We start from the raw sequence: 19,966 nt of genomic DNA on the forward strand, positions 1-19,966 counted from the left end.
CCACCTGGGTGGTGTTGTTCAGCCCCTTCGGGTGCAGGTGAGCGCGACCGTTCACCGCCGGTCATCAGCCCGCGACCACCGGGACGGGCTGGCCCCAGCCCGGCCGCCACCGCAGGCCCAGACCCTGTTGCGCCACCGAGGCCAGCTCGCTGCCCTGTTCCTTCGACAGCACGACGGCCACCAGCTCCGGCTCGGACCCAGCACCGGCCGGCGGCTGCGAGACCTGCTCGCACCGCCAGCTCGCGTTGCCGGCGTCCACGGCCGTGCACGCCTTCTGCGGGTAGTACAAGCCTCCGGTCATCATGAACGCGAAAACCTCCTGCTGGGCCGGGTTCGCCGACACCTGGGCCGTGCCGGACTTCCTGGCCGGCTGCTGGGGTGTCGTCGGTACCACCGTGGTCTGGCCGGCCGGTGGGACGGTGGTCGGCTGGGCCGCCGACGGCAGCCCGGTCAGGTAGCCACCGGCGAACACCAGCGCCAGCAGCACCACCACGCCGGCGACGACCGCGAGGACCCTGCGCCGCCGCGTCCGCACCCACGGCAGCGGCGCCACCCGGCGGCGCGGGACCTGCAGCAGCGGCCCCCCGAGCTGCGCCCAGCGGTCGTAGGCGGCACCGGCGACCTCCTCCACGCCCCGCTTGGCGGCGATCGCCCCCAGCAGCCGCGACAGCTCGTCCGACCGGCAGCTGCGGACGAGCTGCGCGGCATAGGCCTTTCCGGACGGACTCTGCAGTTCCTTGAAGTCCTGTCCGAACAGGGCCCACAGCAGCCGCGTCAGCACCGTGCGCCTGGTGTCGATCTCCACCCGCTCGGCCGCCTCGTTCACGGAGTCCAGGTCGAAGGCGGCCCGCAGCTGGGCGCGGTCGTGGTGGCGAGCCAGCCGTTCCAGCTCGGTCAGGAAGTCCTCCACGGACTTCGCGGCGAGCAGCGGTTCGACCAGCACCTCCCTGGCGTTCGGCGGCTGGCGCCGCACGGACCGCTGGTGCGCCACGGGTTCGGTCGGCCGGTACCGGGCCTGCTCCGGCACGGCGGTGTGCTGCTGGGCCGGTGGCAGCTCCCTGACGGGCTCCGCCACCGGCAGCTCCGGCGCAGGGGCGTTGTGGAGCAGGCCCGCGACGAGCTGCCTGGCCAGGTCGGTGGTCCTGGCGTCCTCCGCCGGTGGCGCGTCGAGCCGGACGACGTTGCGCTGGTGCGGCTCACCGGTGCTCGGCAACGCCGGCAGGAACACGATCTCCGGCAGGTTCTCGATGCCGGCGCCGTGCCGTTCCTCGTAGGTCGAGAACGTCCAACGCCTGCGCACCTCGAAGGCGCGCGCCAGGTATTCCTCCGCCGCGGCGCGGATCGCCCACACCATCGGCAGCCGGTCCTGCTCGGCGCAACCGATGATGCTCAACGGCATCCTGGGCTGGGTGAGCAGCCGGGCGACCACCATCGTGAGCTGGCGCTCCAGCGGCGCGACCACGGCCGGTGCCAGCTGGGCCGGGCCCGCGCCGTCGACGAGCCACGACGGCGCGAACGTGCCCAGCGTGCCCGGCGGAGGCGACTCCTTCCAGCCCTCCCACTGCGCCAGGCGCAGCGCGAGCGACGGGTCGAGGGTGGCGGTCGTGCCGATGAGCACGTGGGCGTTGCCGCGGCCACTCGAATAGCCGTGGTTGATGCGGCGCACCACCGCGACCGATCCGTCGTCGAACTCAAGGCACGACAACGCGACGTCAGGCGGTGCGATCATGCCGACCGGTTGCAGCCGCACGAAGTCCTGCAGCCTGGTGCGCCACCGCGCCTGCAGGGACACGTCGAACGAACTGACCAGCAGCGTGTGCGCCTTCAGTTCGTAGGACCACCCGAAGAACGCCTGCTGGACGGCCTCGTCGGCCTGGGGTCCGGTCATGGCCTGCCCACCTTCTCGGCTTCCGTCCCGGGGATGACCCCGGTCATGGCGAGGATCGACACCAGCGGTTCGAGCACCCTGGTCGGGCGGAACCCGTGCGGGAAGAACTTCACCTCCGGCTCGTCCGGGTCGACGGGGAACCCCTCTCCCCCGCTGGCCGAGGCGAAGTGCAGCGTGCACCGGGGAAACGCCTCGAACGGCCGCAGCGAGGCCGCGGAACCCCGGTGGTGCAGGTAGGCGTAGACGTCCGCGCTCTCGGCGTGGATGCGGGCCGCGGACAGCACCCGTTCGTCACCGCGGTGCAGCCACCGGTCGGCCGGCGGCACGTACCGCAGCCGGTCGGACTTCGACACGGCGATCGCCACCGGCACCTGCCGGGCGCGCAGGCGTTCGATCGCCAGGTCGAACGCCCGGTTCTCGCTCGCCTCCGCCGACTGCCCGGTCTCCAGCGGGTCCTCCGGCGCGTGCACGAAGATCACCGCGTTGACGCCGAGCAGGAACCGCGCCGAGCGGTTGCGCACGTCGGTGCTCTGCAGGTCCTCGCCGGAGACGTCGAAGAAGACGACCGGGCGTTCGCCGGTCGTGCCGCGCAGCAGCAGGATGTCGGCCGCCTCGGTCACCCCCGTGCTCGTGCCGGGCAGCGCGCCGCCGCGTTCGAACGTCTTGACGTACTGCTCGCGGAAGTGGACGTGCCGGCGGAAGTCCAGCGCCGCGACGCTGATCCCGTACGACGCCAGGCCGTTGAGGTAGGCCTGCCGGATCATCGCGGTCAGCAGGTGGGTCTTGCCGGAGGCGGGCGCCCCGACCAGGCCGATCACGAGCGGGTCGCTGTAGTCGGCGTAGGTCGCGGGCAGGTAGTGCACCGAGGCGTCGCCGGACGGGTTGGGGCACTGCCGGTACCCGTTGCGCACCAGGTCGTCCTGCTTGACCCGGGGCAGCCCGGAGATGTCGAAGTGCTCGTAGCTGTCGTCGGCCTCCTTGTACGTCCAGACCGTGGGGTCGTCCGGCCACGTGAACTCGTCCGCGCAGATCGGGCAGCGCACCCGGCGCTCGCGTGTCGTCATCCCAGCACCGCCGTCATCACGATGGTCGCGGACACCAGCAGAAGCGCGCTCAGGAACGGGAACATCCGGCGCTTCCTGACGGGCTTCGGGTCCTCTGTGGACACGGCGGCGCCGCCGTTCTTGCCGCGGCCGACGAACTGGAACATCTCCCGTCCCCGCGCGAACACCGCGTACGGGTCGTCGTAGGGCGGGAGGTGGTTGTCGCCGTGCAGCCGGCTCAGCAGCTCGGCCGGTGTCGGCCGGTGCTCGGCCGCGTTGCCGAAGACCGGGTCCAGCAGGCCCCGCAACCGTTCCGGGTCGTGCCGGCGGTCGGCCTGGGCGTCGGCGGACGGCCCGAGGTGCAACCGGCGGATCAGCACCGCCGCGCCCCACACGTCGTCGTGCGCGTCGACCAGACCGGTGCCCGCGAGCTGTTCCGGCGAGCGGTTCGCCGCCACGCGGCCGGCACGACGGGCCTCGCCCACGCGTTCGGCCGACTCGAAGTCGACGAGCTGCACGCGGCCGTTGTCCCAGCGCAGCGCGTCAGCGGTGACGGCGCCGTGCACGACACCGGCCTGGCTGGTGAGGTGCAGCGCGCGGAACAGCGCCCGTTCGCACTGCCTGCGCTCGGCGTCGGTGAAGCGGGCGGCCGGTCCCGCCAGCGGTACGCCGATGTACTCGCGCAGCAGGACGAACGGCTCCACCGCGTCGATGTTGTAGGCCATCAGGCAGGCCAGCTCCGCCGGGTAGGCGCCAAAGCTCTGGCCCAGCCGCGTGCCGGCGCGGATCTCGTTGTCCAGCAGGTCATAGCGCCGCGGGTCGCGCTTGCCCTCCGCCTGCGAGACGTACTTGTAGACGTACGTCCCGCCGTTGACCCGCACGAGCCGTTGTTCCAGCACGGCGGCGGGGGTGACGAACTCGTTGAGGTCCTCGATCTCGACCTCGATCAGCACGCCCCACACCGTGCGGCAGCGCACGGTCCTGGTCCGACCGGTCACCGGTCACCTCCGAGCACCTGGCGCACCGACTCCGGGCGCAGCGGCAGCAGCCGCACCGCGCCGACGAGGTCGCCGCCCTCGCCCCAGGTGATGCCGGGGTCGGCGGCGAGTCCGCTGTGGACACCGTCGTGCTCCAGCACCCTGCGCAGCCGGGCCGGGCCGAACCGGACCAGGCCCGCGCCCGCCGACGTGCTGAGATAGCCGAGCTGGCCGCTGCGGCACAGCTGGGTCATGTCGCCGGTGGCCTCGGTGCGCAACGCCAGCAACGCTTCCGGCGACTCCGACCACATGCGGGCCATCAGGGCGTCGCGCGGGGCGTGGTCACGGCTGAAGCGACCGGCGGCCATCAGGCCGTGACGCCGCACCTCCGCGCCGTACTCGCCCAGCAACCGGTCCAGCCGCTGGGCGTAGACGCCCTCCGCGGTGCGGATGGCGTTCGCCGCCGCGGGCCAGGCCGGGTCGAGCGCGCCGCGGCACACGTCGGTCAGGTCGCCGCGCACGACCGCGTAGAGCTCCTGCGGCACCGGCCGGACCACCGCACTGTCCACATCGGACGGTGGCGCGATGAACAGCCGGTTCCCGGCCTCCCGCAGCGTCTGGGCGATCTCCTCCAGCCCACCGGCGACCTCGGTCGCGGCGGCCGCGATCGCGAGCCGGCGCCGCATCGGCTGCCACTCGCGCACCGCCACGTCCTCGGCGATCCTCGTCAGGTCCGCGACGGCGTTCTCCAGCTCCACCAACCGCAGCTCACCGCGCCAGGCCCGCACGGCCGAGCGCCAGCTCAGGGCGGCCACGGCCGCGGTGAGCAGGAACAGGACCACAGCCACCACGACACCGGTCGTGCTGGAGAGGCCGAACTGCTCGCTGGTGAGCAGCTCGCCGGAGAACATCGCGACCCGGTCGGCGACCACCAGCGTCACCACGACACCGGCGGCCACCCCCAGCACCGCGGGCAGCCCGTAGGCGAGCACGGCGGGTGCCGCGGTGGCGGCGAACCCGTCCTCCACCGCCTGCCCAGGACGGCGTGCCAGCAGCAGCCAACCGGCGCCGAACCACAGCAGGGCGAGCAGCAGCCCCGTTCCCCAGCCGGGAGCTCCGGGCCCGAGCAGGACGGTGAGCAGGCCACAGGCCAGGAACTCCAGCGGCAGCGCCGGCAACGGCAGCGGCCACCTGCGGAAGCCCGGCATGGCCAGTGCCAGCGGGCCGCGCCGGCTCACGTCGTCCAGCGCCGCCGTGCAGCCCTGCGGCCCGCTGTTGGCGGCGACGAGCCGGAGCTCCTGCGCCAGCACCGGCAGCGGCACCTGACCGGCGAGCCGCGCGTCGACCGCCGTGCGCAGGTCCGCGGCGATCTCCGCGCTGTCGGCCTCGCGCGGGTGCTGGACGCCGAGCTCCACGACCTCCTCGACGGACGGCCGCCCCACCTGGATGTGGCCGTCCATGCGGTGCAGCAGCTCGGCCACCACGCGCCGGTAGTTCTCGACCGCCTGGCCCGCCCACGCGACGTGCGTGCCCAGCTGCGCGGTCGGCCGTTGCGAACCGAACAACGCCCTTGGGGTGCGCAGGACGCGGGCGAGCCCGGCCACGTGTCCCAGGCGCCGCACGGCATCCGTCTTGGCCGCGGCCACCCCGCCCGTGAGCACCGCGCCGTCGCGACCGGCGGGTGCGGAAGACTGCCGGATCGCCGCGCCGAGCTCCTGCGAGGGCGGGTGGTCCGTGCCGCACAACGACCGCACGGCCGCCGCGCGGGCCTCGGCCAGCTCACGGGGGTCGGCGGCGCTGGACACCACCCGGATGCCCGGGTTCGCCGCCGCGGCGGGCAGCTCGTCCGCGGTGGCGACGACCTGGTCGAACAGCGCCGGCACGCGCAGGGCCGTGACCAGCCGGTCGAGCGCCTCGTCGCGGTGCTCCACCGGCCGCGGCGGCGCACTGCCCGGCGCCCAGTCCACACCGGACGGATCACCGACCCACAGCACGGTGGCGTGCCGCAACGCGGGCGGCATGGCCAGCACGACCCCGTCGAGCGGGTTGCCGGTGCCGGCCTCGCCGACCACCACGCACACGACGGCGGTCACCATGTCCCCGCCGATCAGCGAGAGGTAGGCCTCGGCGTGGTCGACGAGCGAGCCGGCGTGGTCGAGCACCACCACCCCGCCGGCGACCTCGCGCAGCCGGGGGTCCGGCGGCTGGATGCGCAGGTCCACGAGCACGACCTCGGAGGTGTTCATGCGGTCGGCTCACCGCCCAGTCCGTGCGCGGCGTGCACGTGGTCACGCAGGTCGGCCAGGTTCTTCGTGGTGGTGCCGACCTGCTGGTGCAGCGCCGCGGGCAGGACCTCGGCCCAGAACTCCCGGAAGACGGCGAGCTGCGGGTCCTGGCTCAGCACCCGGTGCTGCTCGGCCTCGGCGATCTTCGCCAGCTCCTTGTCCGCGAGGTCGACGATCGCGGAGAACTCCGGCGCGGGCGGGAACGGCGAGCTGTTGGCACGCGCGGGGATAGACGACATGAGCCGGGCGGCGAGGCTGCGGCGGCTGGGGTTGTCGTCGGTGAGCACCCAGCGCTCGTAGGCCTGCAGGACGCTCGCCCACGACGACAGCGCGCCGATCGGTGCCAGGTCGAGCTTCATCGACACGGCCTCCCTGCTGCCGATCTCCACGACGATGTGGTCGGGGCTGGTGAGCCGGCCGCTCACGACGACCTTGCCGTCCCACGCCGCGCACAGCAGCCGGTGGAGCACCTGCCTGCGGTCGCGGTCGCTCATCAGCAGGTAGTCGCTGTCCTGGCTGAGCCGGCGGCGCCAGGCCAGCGTGTCCTGCGGGTGCGGGCGGTGCTGCGCCTCGGCCCACAGCTTGATCACCTTGCGCAGCTCCGGCACCTCGGTGATGCCCATGGAGCTGCGGTTGAGCACCACGACCATCGCGTCGGCCTGCACCGCGCGGAACTCCGGCTCGCCCACCATGTCGACGGGCAGCGAGACCTCGCGGCGCAGGAACCGTTCGATGTCGGCGTTCTCCTGCGCGGCGGGGTAGGTGAACAGCACCTTGAGCGGCGCGTGGCCGTCCGGCGCGAACCCGCCGGGCACCAGTTCCGCGAGCTTCTGCCGGAACCGGTTGAGGTCGGCCTCGGTGACGCTGTTGTCCTTGCGCTGCACCGCGTTCGCGAGCAGGTCGTCCATCCGCGGCACGAGCGCGGGACGGCCGCGGTCGCCGGGCCGCACCCGTTCGGCGACCGCCTCCTTGATCCGCTGGCGGATGTGGGCGACGGCGGCATCGGGGTCCTGGCGGCCCCTGGCGAACGCGTCGGCCCAGCCGTCTTGGCCCAGCAGCAGGTTCAGCACGTGCCCCTCGTGCGCGTTGGGGCCCAGGTGCTGCGACAGGTCCTGCTTCAACCGGGCCAGCACGGTCTGGTAGAAGCCTTCGAGGCCGTGGTCCTCCGGCGGCAGCAGGTACGTGACGCCGACGCGCGCCTTGTAGAGGTCCTTGGAGCGCAGGTCGAACTGCGTCGGGTCGTTGCGCGCGTGGGTGACGAACGCGTCGTGGATCGCGCGGAACTGCTCGACGAACGCCTGCCACGGCCGGCTCCACAGCCGGTGGCTCTCGTTCCACGCGGCGTTCCAGATCCGCCGCGTCTGCCACGCGTACCAGGCGTCCTGCTGCCGGATCACCGCCTGCACCGGCTCGTCGGCGATCCGCAGCCGCTGCAACAGCTTCTTCTGCAGGTTCTTCGGCATCGGCGGCGCCGCGCTGTTCATGCCGGGCGGTGGCGCGGGCGGCGTGCGCCAGCCTTCGAGCAACGACCGGAAGCCGCCCCTGTCGAGCGGGTCGGTGAGGTCGCGGTGACCGAACACGGTGCGCTGCAACCGGAACAGGTCGAGGTTGCGCAGCAGCACCACGGCGGCCGCGGTGGGGTCGAAGTCCTGCGCCAGCGCCGCGACCGGTGCGGCCAGCGCCTCCAGCCCCCGTTCGACGTTGTACCCCATGGCGTTCGCGCGTTCGGTCAGCGCGGCGAGCACCGGCCCGTAACCCACCGGGTTGCCCGTCGGCGGGATGCGGGCCGGTGCGGCCTCCAGCAACCGGTCCAGCCCGGCCGCGGTGATGAACTGCCGGATGTGCTGCTTGTTGGTCTCCGCCGCGCCCGGCGGCACGAGCAGCTCGTTGACCGCGTTGGCCAGCAGGTGCGAGCTGACCACGTCGGTGAGCTCCAGCAACGGCGTGGTCAGCGCCGCCACCGCGCTCGTGGTCACACCCCGCCGGCCGACACCGGTGTCCGCGATGGCGTGCCGGTCGACCTTGCTGTTGATGAAACCGTCCGCGAAGGACTGGTAGGGCCGGTTCGCGCCGCCCTCCTCGTCGTCCTGGTCGGTCGGGCCCGCGCCGATCAGCGAGGTCATCAGCGACACCATCGACCGGTTGAGGTCGTCGCGGCGCACCCCGCCGACCGGCCGGCCGAACAGGAACGCCGTCTGCACGGTGTTCGGCAGCAGCTGCACCTGTTCGAGCCGCGGGTACCGGACCGAGACCGCGCCGTGCGTGCCCTTGTCGTCCAGCTCGTCCGGCGACCCCTGCGCGTTCTGGTCGTCGATCAGCCGGAACAGGTCGACCAGCGCCGAACCCGCGTTGAGGTCGGCCGGCCGCCCGCCGCCCTGCCCGTCGTCGAACGCCGACGGCATCAGCACCAGCGGGTAGATCTCCGCGGTCTTGCCACCGCGCCGCATCAGGTCGCCGATCAGGTGCAGGTAGTCGTAGTAGATGCCGCTGCCGGTGCCACCGGCCACGGAGAACACCACGAACACGATCACCGTGTCGACGCGCTGGTTGCGCTCGCCGCTGACGACGTAGAGGTCGCCACCCGACTCGTTGATGTCCGACAGGGCTTTCGTGATCCCGAGCGTCGCGGTGTCCGGGTTGCGCCGGACCGTCTCGAACAGCACCGCACGCCCGACCGTCGGCAGCTGCCCGGCACCGCGCACCAGCGGCCCGATCCGCGGGTCGCTCTCCTTGGAGGGCAACCAGTGGATCGTGTCCTCGTCGGAGTTGATCCGCAGGCTCTGCGCCACGTCCGCGGAGTTGCCCAGGCTCGCCGGCACGAGGTCGGTGATCTGGTGCATCGTCTTGCGCGCCGCCTGCTCGTGCTCACGGCCGGGCACGACCTCGCGCCGCACCCGCTGCAACTCGGTGCTGCTCAGGTCCGCGTAGACGAACTGCAGGCACGACGGCAGCTGGTAGGGCAGGAAGTTCGGGTTCTGCATGATCGGCAGCAACCGGGTGCCGTCGGGGCCGCAGAGCTCCTCGCGCAGCCGCTTCTCCAGCTCGGCACCGACCTTGCACCCCGTCCCGCCCAGCCCGACGAACATCATCGGTTGATAGATCTTCATGGTCGCCTTTCCACTGCTTGCTTGATGCGGTGCAGAACCTCTTCGAGCGCGTCGAGCGCCCTGGGCAGGTCGTTGACCAGTCCGTCGTCCTGCGGCGGCTCGGGTCCGGCCTGGTCGGCGGAAGGGCCGAAGACCCGTTTGCCGAGCGCCATGCGCAGCTCCGCCCCGTTCTCCGGCAGCGGTTCCACGTAGCTGGGCAGCGTGTGCATCGCGATGGCGAGGTCACGCGCGTTCTTGGCGTTCTGCCGGTGTTTTCCCGACTCGCGGGCGAGGTAGGCGGCCAGCACGCCGATCGGGACCGTCGCGGACAGCCGCACCAGCGCCGTGCTGTAGGACAGCTCCGGGTGCCAGAGGCTGAGCGCGACGGCACCCGCCGCGACCAGGCCGAGCAGCCCGGCCACGCCCCACCGCAGCTGGTCGGCCCGCTTCGCCTCCACGTCGGCGTACCCGGCGTAGTGCGTGCCGAGCTCGCCCGCACCGACGTCACCGGTGACCTTGCGCAGCTCGTCACGCGCGTCCTCGGCCTCCTGCAACAGTTCGCGGGTCTTGAGCTGCTGGCGCAGGTCGGTCGCGACGCGCTGGGCGTTGGCCTGGTCGGCCGGATCGGCCCGCACGGCGTCGACGACCGCGACGAACGCGTCCACCGCGTCGGAGAGCTGCTGCCGCAGGCGGATCGACAACGCGGTGAGGTCGTCCACGAGCTTGTCCCTGGACGGGCTCGCGCCCGCCCGGTCGATCGCCATCAGGCAGGCGCCGAAGTCCTTGACCGTGGCGTGGATGGCCGCGAACCGGCCGGCGAACGCCTCGTCCGCCCGCACCGCGGTGCTGATCGGCTCGGCCACCTCCTCCTTGCGCAGGCAGCGTTCGACGAAGTGGTAGACCAGCTCCACGGCGGAGCACGCGGCCTGGACGCGCCGGTCCTTCGTCGTGCTCCAGTGGCGGCGGATCCGGCCCGCGAGCTCGTTGACCGCGCGTTCGGCCTCGCCCAGCGTCCTGGTCGGTGTCGTCACGTCAGCCCGCCGTCCCGCGGGTACGGCTTGGCGCCGCTCTCCCTGCGCGCGTCGATGGCGGCCTGCTGGGCGATCCGGGCGTCCAGCAGGCCGGTCGGGGCCCCGTTGCGGTACACATGCCAGGCGACCAGCCGCAGCCCGAGCACGTCGACGAGCAGGAACGCCACCAGTGCCGCGGTCCAGAAGAGGATCACCGCGGCCGGCCGGTCCTTGCTGACCTCGATCACGGCGGAGGACCGGTCGCGGGTCCGCGGCGGGTTGCCGCGCAACCGTTCCAGCTGCCCGTCGATCTCGGTGAGCTTGGTCCTGGCGTCCTGCGCCGCCGTCGTGCTCTGGTCCACACGTCCCCTCGCCAGCTGCTTGGCTGCCGCCAGCTGGGCGGTCAGCTCGGTGATCCGCTGCTCGACCTGCACGCGGTAGGCGACCTTGGCGTGGTACTCCCTGCCCTCGCCGCGCACACCGGTGCCACAGGTGCCGTCCTGCTCGCACAGCTCGTTGCGCTTGGCCTCGCGGTACTCCTTCTGCTCGTCGTCGAGCTGCCGTTGCAGCCGCACGACCTCCGGGTCCTCGTCGGCGCCGGGCCGGCCGTGGTCGATCAGGTCGAGCTTGGCGAGGCGTTCGTCCTGCAACCGCTGGACCTGCGCGGCCCACGCCGGTGCGTCCGCCGGCCGCTGCGCCGCCGCCACCTCGGCGGTGAAGATCCACGCGACCGCCGCGAACGCGATCACCATCGCGGCCGCCAGCCCGAGCACCGCGCGCCGCCTCGGCATGACCGGCGGCGGTGCCTTGCGGTGCACGGTGTCCGCGGTCCAGAGGTTCACCGACACCCACGCCAGCGGCAGCGCCACCACGAGCGGCAGGAACACCAGGACCGCCGGTGGTTCGAACCCGTGGTAGACCGCGAGCAGGACCGCGACCGACTCGACCAAGGCGAGGCCGCACGTCCAGCGGCGCAACCGCTTGCGCTGGTCCTCGCTGTGGTCGTCGAGCGGGTTCGTGCTGCGACTCATGGCGCCGCACTCCTTGTCAGAACGGGTTGTACGGGTCGGCGAACGGGTCCGGCTGGCCGCCGCGCCGCGTCGACGGCCCACCGGACTGGCCGCCCCCGCCGAACGGATCGGGCTGGCCACCTCCACCGAACGGGTCGGAGTGGCTGCCGCCACCGAAGGGATCCGGACGGTTGCCGCCACCTCCGAACGGGTCGGGGTGGCTGCCGTTCGCACCGTTCGTCCCGGCCGGTGCCGGTGCCGAGCCGCCGAACGGGTCGTACGAGCCCCCGAACGGATCGGGCGGCGGCTGCATGCTGACGTCCGGGGCGCCGAAGCCGTGTGCAGCGTCCACAGTGGACGCGGCTGGCGCCGCGAACGGGTCGCCCGGCGGTCCGGAGACCGCGGCACCCGCGGTGCCGCGCTCGTCCGCGACGCCGACCGCGAGGTCCTTGCCGATCTCCTTGCGCTGCCCCGCCGTCAGCACCACCGGCGGCTGCCCCGGCGCCGTGAGGCTGACCCCATCGCGGACGCGCCGCACCTCGTAGACGTTCGTCTCGCCGGGACCCGCCTGCTGCAGCTTCAGCCCGGTGAACTCCTCGACCACCACGAACCGGAACACCTTGGCCCGCGCGTCGCGCGGTGACAGCTCGGAGGTCAGGAACCCGCCCTGCCACAGCTGTGCGGTCAGCCCGCGCACCTTGCGCGACTCGGCGCGGGAGCGCAGCTTCAGCAGCAGCCACACCAGCGCGGCGAGCAGCAGCACGCCGAGCAGTGTCCACAACCACCAGAGCTTCTCCGGCAGCCCCGGCTCCGGCGCGACCTCGGTGGCGAACAGCCGTTCCGCGACGACGGCGTCCTTCTCGTCCACCAGCCGCAGCTTGCCGCCGCTGACGCCGAGCGCGCTGTCCGGCCCGAACCGCAGGGTGAACTTGGCGGTGCCGGTGCCGGTGCCGACCCGCACGGCCGCCGGGTCGACGGTCACCGCCGTGCCGGGCGAGAGGTCGTCCAGCCGCAGCCGCAGGTCCGCGTCCTTGCCGGAGTTGTTGGTGATCGCGACGGTGCCGGTGACCGTGCCGCCCGGTGTGACGGTGGAACGGTTGTCATCGAACAGGATCTGGCCCTGCACAGCGGCGGCGCCCTTGCTCACCCTGGCGAAGAGCGTGCGGGTGTCGCCGCCGATGCCGATGCCGGTGACCTCGCCGGTGTAGGTGAGGTCACCGGAGGCGTTGTCGGGCACCTTCAGCTGGCCCGCGTAGGTGCCGTCGCCGTCGGAGTCGTTCAGCGTGACCTGCTGCGGGGCGAACCCGGACGTGCCGGTCAGGGTGGTGACGAAGGTGAGGCCCTGCAACGTGGGCGGGTCCGTGACGGCCTTGCCGCGCGCCCACACCTGCATGTCGACCTCGACGGTCTGACCGGGTGCCGGCTGCGGCGGGTTCGTGGTCAGCACCGCCTTGACCGCCGCCTGGTACATCACGGTCGCGGCCACGTCCTGTGCGGCCACCTCCGCGGAGGACAGCCGCACGACCCACTGCCCCGGCTCGGGATCGGTGATGCGCAACGACTCCGTCTCGGTCGTCTGACCGGCGAACTCGAACTTCGCGCCACCACCGCCGGGGGCGGGCCGGGCCGCGTTGCGGGCGCGGTACTCGACCTGCACCCGCGGGTCGCGCTTGAAGACCACGATCGACGCGTCGCTCGCCACGGCCGGGATGTCGACGGTGAGCTCCAGCGAGCCACCCTTGGGCACGTCACCGGTCTCCGGCGGCAGGATCTTGATACAGCTCGCGGAGCTGAGCGCGTCGAAGATCGCGGTGCGCAGCTCGGCCGAGGTGGGCACGACCCGTTCCCGCGGGTCGGGCGCGGCCGGCGTGCAGCTCCTGCCCTTGGCGAACCCGCCCAACGCGGCCACGTCCACCTCGCCGAACCCGAGCGGCCACACCTGCGCACCGGCCTTGTCCAGGCTCGCCAGCACCTCGCGCACGTTCGCGGCGGCCGCCGCGTTGCGCCGGTCGGGATCACTGCCCCACGACGGACTGCCCGACACGTCGAGCTTGCCGTCGGTCAGCAGGAACACGATCTTCTTCTCCGGCCCGCCCGCACCGACGTGGGCGAGCGCCTGCTGGAGCGCGGCGGCGTGGTCGGTCCCGTCCCCCTCACCGTCGGCACGCTTGCGCAGCCCGCCGATGCAGTTCGCCACCACGTCCCGCTGCTGCGCCTCACTGATCTTCGCCGGCGGGCACACGACGTCGACAGCGGACTGTCCCGCCCGTTCCGCACTGGCGAACCCCACCACCGACAGCACCGTGCCGGTCCCCCACGGGCTGAACGCGATCGTCCTGGCCGCCTCCTTCTCCCGGACGAGGTCGGCGTCCTGGATGCTGCCCGACTCGTCGACCAGCACCACCACCTGCATCGCCGGCAACGTGGGCGGCTGGTCCTGCGCCACGACCCGCGGTGCGGCGAGCGACGGCACCAACGCCACCGCGCTCAGCAACGCCACCGCCAAAGCCGTCAGCCGCCTCGAACCGCCGCGATATTCCACGCGGCCGCGCCGGTCCACATTCGCGTTTCCCACAAGATCAACCCACTTCACAGAGGCCAGGTATCGTCGGGATCGCCAATTGGCCACCACCTGTTACGGGCAGCGGCCACGCGTTTCATCTCAAAAAGGAAACAGCCAATAAACTCTACCCAGAGACCGCACCAAGAAAGTGGACAAAAGCATGTCAAAAGGCAGCACACCCAGCTTGACCAGCCAGTAAGGCGATCCTATGCACTCGATCAGGTGACGCGTGTCCGTCCTCGCACTCCGGCGCGCACAATCGATGCAGAACGCGGACCGAAGCGGAACCAGCGCCTCCGCCGATCCCCGCGCGTCGTTCTTCGCAGGCCAGAAGGCCCGCGTTACGGCTTTACCCCGACATGCCCCGAACGGACCAGAGGCGACGATTGTCGACACAATCATCTCGGCGTTGTTTCCGATTTTCACCGTCAGCCCCGCCACCTGAACCTCGACGTCTCCGTGACAGCCGACGAGGTCGCATCCTGCGTGTGCAGGATGCGACCTCGTGGAAGGGCTTGAAGATCCGGGGCTGGTCAGCCCGCGTAGTGCACGTCCGGCCAGGGCGGGGTGGTCATGCCGTTGCCGATGTGGAAGCTCGGGTGCGGCGGCTGGTTGTAGGCGGTGTTCTGCCAGGCGATCGCCACGCGGTACATGGGGTCGTGCATCAGGGTCGGGATGCGGCGGTCGGTCTGGGACGGGGTGCTGTAGATGCGCAGTGCGCGGTTGTCGGAGGTGGGCCAGATGACCTCCTCGCGCCAGTCGCCGAGGATGTCGCCGGACAGCGACGGGGTGGACTTGGTGCCGTTGTTGGAGTGCACGTCCGCCGCGGTGAGCAGGCGGGTGTCGGCGGAGGTGCCGTACTTGTCGACGTGGGTGCCGTCGAGGAGCTCGCGGGTGGGGTCGCCGTCCCACCAGAGCAGGAAGTTCGCCGAGGACGGTTTGCGGCCGATGGTCTGGCCCTTGGTGTTGCGCAGCTGGCTGTCGGCGCTCGACCAGGACTCGGCGCCGGGGCTGCCTGCGTAGATGTCGTCGGAGACGCCGCGGCCGTTGTCGCCCGCCGGTGCGGTCTGCCAGAGGACCTGGCCGGTGCGGGCGTCGGCGAACCAGGAGCCGGGTTTGCTGGCGTCCTCGGAGACCTTGTAGTACTCCAGGCCGGGGCGGGACGGGTCGAGGTCGCCCAGGTGGGCGGCGTCGCCGTGGCCGAAGCGGGTGTTCCACAGGCCGCGGCCGTTGTCGTCGATGGCGGCCGCGCCGTAGACGATCTCGTCGCGGCCGTCGGCGTCCACGTCGGCGATGGTCAGCGCGTGGTTGCCCTGGCCCGCGTAGGTGCTGTTGCCGGAGGCGTTCGAGTCGAACGTCCAGCGCTTCACCAGCTGGCCGCCGCGGAAGTCCCACGCCGCGATGACCGCGCGGGTGTAGTAGCCGCGGGCCATGATCAGGGACGGGCGGGCGCCGTCGAGGTAGGCGGTGCCGGCGAGGAAACGGTCGACGCGGTTGCCGTAGCTGTCGCCCCACGAGGAGACGGTGCCGCGCGGCGGGTCGTAGTTCACAGTGGACAGTGCGGCGCCGGTGAGGCCGCTGAACATCGTCAGGTACTCCGGGCCGGCCAGCACGTAGCCGTCGCTGTTGCGGTGGTCCGCCGAGGCGTTGCCGATGACCGCGCCGCGGCCGTCACGGGTGCCGTCGGCGGTCTTCATCGCGATCTCGGCCCGGCCGTCGCCGTCGTAGTCGTAGACCTGGAACTGGGTGTAGTGCGCGCCGGAACGGATGTTGCGGCCCAGGTCGATGCGCCACAGCCGGGTGCCGTCGAGGCGGTAGGCGTCGATGAACGTGTTGCCGGTGACGCCGGCCTGCGAGTTGTCCTTGGCGTTGTCCGGGTACCACTTCAGGAAGATCTCGTACCGGCCGTCGCCGTCCGCGTCACCCACGCTGGCGTCGTTCGCGCTGTAACCACTGGCGGGTGCGGAGATCGGCACGTCGAGGTAGCCGGAGGCGAACGACAGCGATGCCGGGGAGGCGGGTTGCTCGGTGCCGTTGACGACGGCGCGCACGGTGTAGGACGCGCCCGCGGGGCCGCCGGCGTCGAGGTAGTTCGTGGAGGCCGTGATGGGTGACGAGGTCAGTTTCGTGCCGTTGCGGTAGACGGTGAACCCGGTGTCGCGCGCGTCGCCGGCGAGCAGCCGCCAGCTGACCAGGTTGCCGTTGCCCGAGCGGACGCTGACCACGCCGCGGTCGAGCCGTTCGACCTGTTTGCGCCCGGTGGGATCGCCGGGTTCGGGCACCGGAGTGGTGGTGGTGGTGGTGGTCGTTGTCGTGGTCGTCGTCGGCACCACCCCGCCGGTGCACAGGGTGCCGTTGAGCGTGAAGGCGGCCGGGGTACCGACGTCGGAGCCGGAAACGGTGCCGTTGAAGCCGAACGACGCCGAGCCACCGGTCGGCAGCACCCGGTTCCAGTCCACGTTGGACGCGGTGACGCTCGCGCCGGACGCCGTGATCCGCGCGTTCCAGCCGTCGCCGTACCGTTCGGAACCGGGGAACGTCCACGCCAGGTTCCAGCCGTCCACCTGGTCGCCCAGGTTCTTGATCGTGACGTTGGCGGAGAAACCGCCCTCCCACCTGTTCTGCACCACGTAGTCGACCTGGCAGCCGGGGGCCGCCACCGCCAGACCGGCGGCGGCGACACCTCCGGCCACCACACAGAGCGCCGTTGTCACAGCACCGACGCGCACACCAACGCTGCTGAGCACGTTTTCTCCCTGGAGTCCGATTTCTGGGAGCGTTCCCAGAAACTTGCCGCGCTTCATGAGAGCACCGGACCGGGAGGGGGTCAAGGGTGAAAACGGTCAGCGGACCGCGCGCCGGGCTTCTTTCGGTAAGCGCTTTCCTCCAGTCACAGCCACGTTTCAGCACTTCACCCAGTAGTTGGGCGAGGTCTGGCGGACGCTGCTGGTGACGAAGGTGTTCCACAGGCCGAGCGGCTGGTTGGAGCCCAGCGCGTAGGTCTGGCCGAGCGAGGCGTAGGCGCGACCGGCGGTGGTGTGGGCGTAGTTGCTCGCGGTGACGCACTCCGGCACGGGAGGCGTCGTGGTGGTCGTGGTCGTCGGCGGGGTGGTGGTCGGCTGGCCGGTGCTCAGCGCCTTCACCATGGCCACCACGGCGGCCATCTGCGGACCGCTCTTCAGCGGGTACTGGGCGGACTGGTAGCCCCACCAGTCCCAGCAGCCGCGCGGGTTGCCGGTCATCGTCGTGGCCTGCGGGTACAGCACGACCATCCGGTTGGTGTCGGCGTACTCGTTGAGGTAGCCCTTGTCCATCAACGCGGTGCCGACCAGCCCGTGGTACTGGTAGCAGCCGTGCAGCGTGACCATCAGCTTGCAGGGCCCGGTCTCGCACGTCCTCGGCACGTAGGCGAAGCCGTCGCGGCCCATGCTGATCGCCGCCGCGTTGCCGCCGGGCGCGTACCGGCCCTGGTCGAACTGGACGAGCTTGCCCGACAACGCCGACGCGGGCGCGGAAACCGAGCCGAACAGGTGGCCGAGCATCTCGCGCACCGGGTCGGCGGTGCCGCAGTTGTTGACGTACGGCGAGGACGTGGAACCGCAGCTGTTCGGGCCGATCGGGCTGACCCACGCGTGCCCGGCCGCGGAGCTGTTGTTGTACACCACCCGCGCGCCGAAGTCGCGGTAGTACGTGGCGAGGTCGTCGTTCACCGCGCGGTCGACGGTCTGGTCGGCGGTGCCGTGGAACAGCCACACCGGGTCGCCGGACAGGTTCTGCGGCGGGTCGACGGTGCCGGCCGACGCACGGGTCCTGGTCAGCTGCTCCAGCTCGGCGGGCGACCTGCGCGGCTGGAGGGTGTCCATGCACGCGTTCAGCGCGGTGGTCAGGTTGTTCTGGGCGCAGTCGTAGGGGCCGGCGGAGAAGATGCCCGCGCCCTGGAACAGCCCGGAGTAGGCGACGTGGAGCTGGTTGGCCATAAAGCCGCCGGACGACAGGCCGCTGACGTAGGTGCCGGTGATGTCGTACCGGTCGAGGGTGCCGGTCTGCGGCGGGGGAACGGCCGCCAGCGAGATCGACAGGGATGCGACGGCCAGGCCGGTGGCCGCCGCGAGTGCCAGGAACACGTTCCTCAGCCGCATGTGTTCGCCTCCGTCATTGCAGGCAGGGACATGACGACCCCAGTCAACGACGGGCGCCCGGCCGGCACCACGTGTGCGGCCGATACCTCGCAGCGCTGTCTGCCGTGGACTCACACCATTGCCACGACAGGGAAGTGCTCATATGGCAGCGAGTGCGGCCACGGTGTGCGCGACGATCCGGTCCTGGGCCTCCGCACGCGGCACGGTCGGCACGCCGTCGCCCGGCTGCTCGCCGTAGTCGCCGAAGTAAGCGTGCACCGCGCCCGGTACGACCTCGAACCGGGTGTCCGCCGGCAGCAGCCGCCGCGAGCCGGCGATGTCGCGCGGGGTGGTGAACCCGTCCCGCTCCCCCGAGATCGACCACGCCGTGAGCCCGCCGCGCCCGGAGAGGTCGTCCACCGGGTAGGACGCCCACAGCACCAGCCCGCGCACCGACGGGTCCGCGAGCACGTCCCGGCCCGCGGCGACACCGCCCAGCGAGTGCCCGCCGACCGCCCAGCCCGGCACCTCCGGATGAGCGGCGCGCACCCCGGCCGTGCCCCCGCCCAGCAACGCGATGTTCAGCGGCTCCCTCACCACGACGACGAGAAACCCCTGCGCGGCAACGCGACGCAGCACCGGAACGTAGGCGCGGTAGTCGATCCGCGCACCGGGGTGGAACACCAGCCCGGCACGCACCGGGCCGTCCGGCCGCAGCACCGTGGAACCGTCCTCCGCGCGGGTGGCCGCGAACGGCTGGAGGTAGACCACCGGCACGAGCAGGACGACCGCCAGCGCCACCACGACCCACGACGGCACCCGCCGCCACAACGCCGGCCCGGCCCCCACGACGACAACCACGCCGAGCAGCACCGGTTGCGCGGGGTGTCCCGCCGTCAACGGCCCCCAGCCAGCGACGAGCAGGACGAGCGGCACGAGCACGCAGGCGGCCGCGGCCAGCCGCCGCACCCAGGTCACCGGCGGACCGGCCGGGTCATGCGCACACCCGCCCAGATCAGCAACGCGAGCACCGCCACCAGCAGGTACTCGATCAACGGGATGCGCACCACCTCGTCGATCCGGCCGAGCCCGCGCCACGAGTAGACCGCGAGCGCCGCGACGACGAACGCGCCGCCGATCCACCACCGCGCCCGGACGCTGAGCCCCACGCCGTGCATCTGGGTCAGCACGAAGATCGCCACGAACCCGAACAGGAACATCGGCCACACGCCGTCCGGCCCGGAGTTCATCACCGCGACCAGGGTGCCGTGCACGGCCACGAGCAGCTCCAGCGTCAGCGTCCACCACCGGTTCGTGTGCGCGCGGGTGAACATCAGGCTGCTCTGCACCAGCAGCAGGAACATGTAGAAGAACCCGATGAGGTGCCCGCTGGTCGACTCCATCGGGTGGTACCAGAACGTGTAGATCGCGGCCCAGCTGAACAGGTAGCCGTGGTAGCGGCGGGCGAACGCGACCACCTGCGCGGAGATCGGCGCCGACCAGGTCAGCACCAGGCCGCGGCGGCGGTTCTCCATCAGCAGCACCCACACGAGCAGCAGCACGACGGAACCCTGTGAGCTGAAGATCGACACGTCCTGCGCCAAGCCGTCGTAGAAGACCTGCGTCTGCAGTGCGTGCAACGCGATGAACCCGCCGTTGGCGGCCAGGGCGATCACGTTGATCCGGTGCAGACCGTCGGTGTAGCGCCGCACGCGGGTCTGCGCGTAGTAGATCAGCCACCACGACACCAGCTGGTGCGCGGCGTAGCCCAGCCAGGCGGACGCCCTGGTCCAGACGGTCGGGTCCGGCAGCTTCCAGTAGTACCAGGACGCACCCTGGTCGGGCAGCAGCTCGACCCCGTGCAGCCGCTGGCCCAGCACCCACACCAGGCCCGTGAGCAGCGCACTTGCCGCCAGCCCCCACACGAGCACACCGCGAACGGGGCGCCGCACATCGTTCAGCATGCTGAGCATTATGCACGGTTCG

At 71.8% G+C, this 19,966-nt stretch carries 12 protein-coding genes; all 12 read right to left on the reverse strand.

From position 1 onward, the window contains the following. Positions 1 to 64: 64 nt before the first annotated feature. Positions 65 to 1,888, reverse strand: coding sequence for a hypothetical protein (locus ADL03_RS07330; RefSeq protein ID WP_053732589.1), 1,824 nt, complete (start codon positions 1,886 to 1,888; stop codon positions 65 to 67). After that, a complete protein-coding gene (locus ADL03_RS07335; RefSeq protein ID WP_053732590.1) occupies positions 1,885 to 2,952 on the reverse strand; it encodes a GTPase domain-containing protein in 1,068 nt (355 codons plus the stop codon). The genes ADL03_RS07330 and ADL03_RS07335 overlap by 4 nt, the downstream gene beginning before the upstream one ends. Next, positions 2,949 to 3,929 (reverse strand): hypothetical protein, encoded by a 981-nt coding sequence (locus ADL03_RS07340; protein WP_053732591.1) that lies wholly within the window; start codon positions 3,927 to 3,929, stop codon positions 2,949 to 2,951. Before ADL03_RS07340 ends, ADL03_RS07335 begins: the two co-directional genes overlap by 4 nt. Continuing rightward, positions 3,926 to 6,154 carry a hypothetical protein gene (locus ADL03_RS07345; RefSeq protein ID WP_053732592.1) on the reverse strand — a complete coding sequence of 743 codons (2,229 nt, stop codon included), beginning with the start codon at positions 6,152 to 6,154 and terminating at the stop codon, positions 3,926 to 3,928. The genes ADL03_RS07340 and ADL03_RS07345 overlap by 4 nt, the downstream gene beginning before the upstream one ends. Then, positions 6,151 to 9,300, reverse strand: a complete 3,150-nt coding sequence (locus ADL03_RS07350; protein WP_053732593.1) for a tubulin-like doman-containing protein — start codon at positions 9,298 to 9,300, stop codon at positions 6,151 to 6,153. The genes ADL03_RS07345 and ADL03_RS07350 overlap by 4 nt, the downstream gene beginning before the upstream one ends. Continuing rightward, entirely contained in the window at positions 9,297 to 10,310 is a 1,014-nt protein-coding gene (locus tag ADL03_RS07355; protein ID WP_053732594.1) for a hypothetical protein, read from the reverse strand. Before ADL03_RS07355 ends, ADL03_RS07350 begins: the two co-directional genes overlap by 4 nt. Further along, positions 10,307 to 11,320, reverse strand: coding sequence for a DUF4407 domain-containing protein (locus ADL03_RS07360; RefSeq protein WP_053732595.1), 1,014 nt, complete (start codon positions 11,318 to 11,320; stop codon positions 10,307 to 10,309). The genes ADL03_RS07355 and ADL03_RS07360 overlap by 4 nt, the downstream gene beginning before the upstream one ends. 16 nt (positions 11,321 to 11,336) lie before the next feature. Beyond that, the gene (locus ADL03_RS07365) at positions 11,337 to 13,799 is read right to left on the reverse strand and encodes a VWA domain-containing protein (RefSeq protein ID WP_157528283.1); all 2,463 of its coding nucleotides are present in this window, start codon (positions 13,797 to 13,799) and stop codon (positions 11,337 to 11,339) included. Between the two features lie 596 nt (positions 13,800 to 14,395). Next, a complete protein-coding gene (locus ADL03_RS07370) occupies positions 14,396 to 16,609 on the reverse strand; it encodes a cellulose binding domain-containing protein (RefSeq protein ID WP_197288171.1) in 2,214 nt (737 codons plus the stop codon). A 156-nt stretch (positions 16,610 to 16,765) separates the two neighbouring features. Continuing rightward, on the reverse strand, positions 16,766 to 18,001 hold the full coding sequence (locus ADL03_RS07375; RefSeq protein WP_053732598.1) for a PHB depolymerase family esterase: 1,236 nt from the start codon (positions 17,999 to 18,001) through the stop codon (positions 16,766 to 16,768). Positions 18,002 to 18,139: 138 nt separating this feature from the next. Beyond that, positions 18,140 to 18,958, reverse strand: coding sequence for an alpha/beta hydrolase (locus ADL03_RS07380; protein ID WP_053732599.1), 819 nt, complete (start codon positions 18,956 to 18,958; stop codon positions 18,140 to 18,142). Next, on the reverse strand, positions 18,955 to 19,944 hold the full coding sequence (locus tag ADL03_RS07385; protein WP_157528286.1) for a hypothetical protein: 990 nt from the start codon (positions 19,942 to 19,944) through the stop codon (positions 18,955 to 18,957). The genes ADL03_RS07380 and ADL03_RS07385 overlap by 4 nt, the downstream gene beginning before the upstream one ends. Between the last annotated feature and the right edge of the window lie 22 nt (positions 19,945 to 19,966).

The sequence above is a fragment of the Nocardia sp. NRRL S-836 genome (assembly GCF_001279525.1).
Lineage (GTDB): Bacteria > Actinomycetota > Actinomycetes > Mycobacteriales > Pseudonocardiaceae > Lentzea.

Excerpts from the sequence above, each read along its gene's own strand:
- ADL03_RS07330 (WP_053732589.1), bottom strand. The coding sequence starts at position 1,888 with ATGACCGGACCCCAGGCCGACGAGGCCGTCCAGCAGGCGTTCTTCGGG.
- ADL03_RS07345 (WP_053732592.1), bottom strand. The coding sequence starts at position 6,154 with ATGAACACCTCCGAGGTCGTGCTCGTGGACCTGCGCATCCAGCCGCCG.
- ADL03_RS07350 (WP_053732593.1), bottom strand. The coding sequence starts at position 9,300 with ATGAAGATCTATCAACCGATGATGTTCGTCGGGCTGGGCGGGACGGGG.
- ADL03_RS07335 (WP_053732590.1), bottom strand. The coding sequence starts at position 2,952 with ATGACGACACGCGAGCGCCGGGTGCGCTGCCCGATCTGCGCGGACGAG.
- ADL03_RS07360 (WP_053732595.1), bottom strand. The coding sequence starts at position 11,320 with ATGAGTCGCAGCACGAACCCGCTCGACGACCACAGCGAGGACCAGCGC.
- ADL03_RS07375 (WP_053732598.1), bottom strand. The coding sequence starts at position 18,001 with ATGCGGCTGAGGAACGTGTTCCTGGCACTCGCGGCGGCCACCGGCCTG.
- ADL03_RS07385 (WP_157528286.1), bottom strand. The coding sequence starts at position 19,944 with ATGCTGAACGATGTGCGGCGCCCCGTTCGCGGTGTGCTCGTGTGGGGG.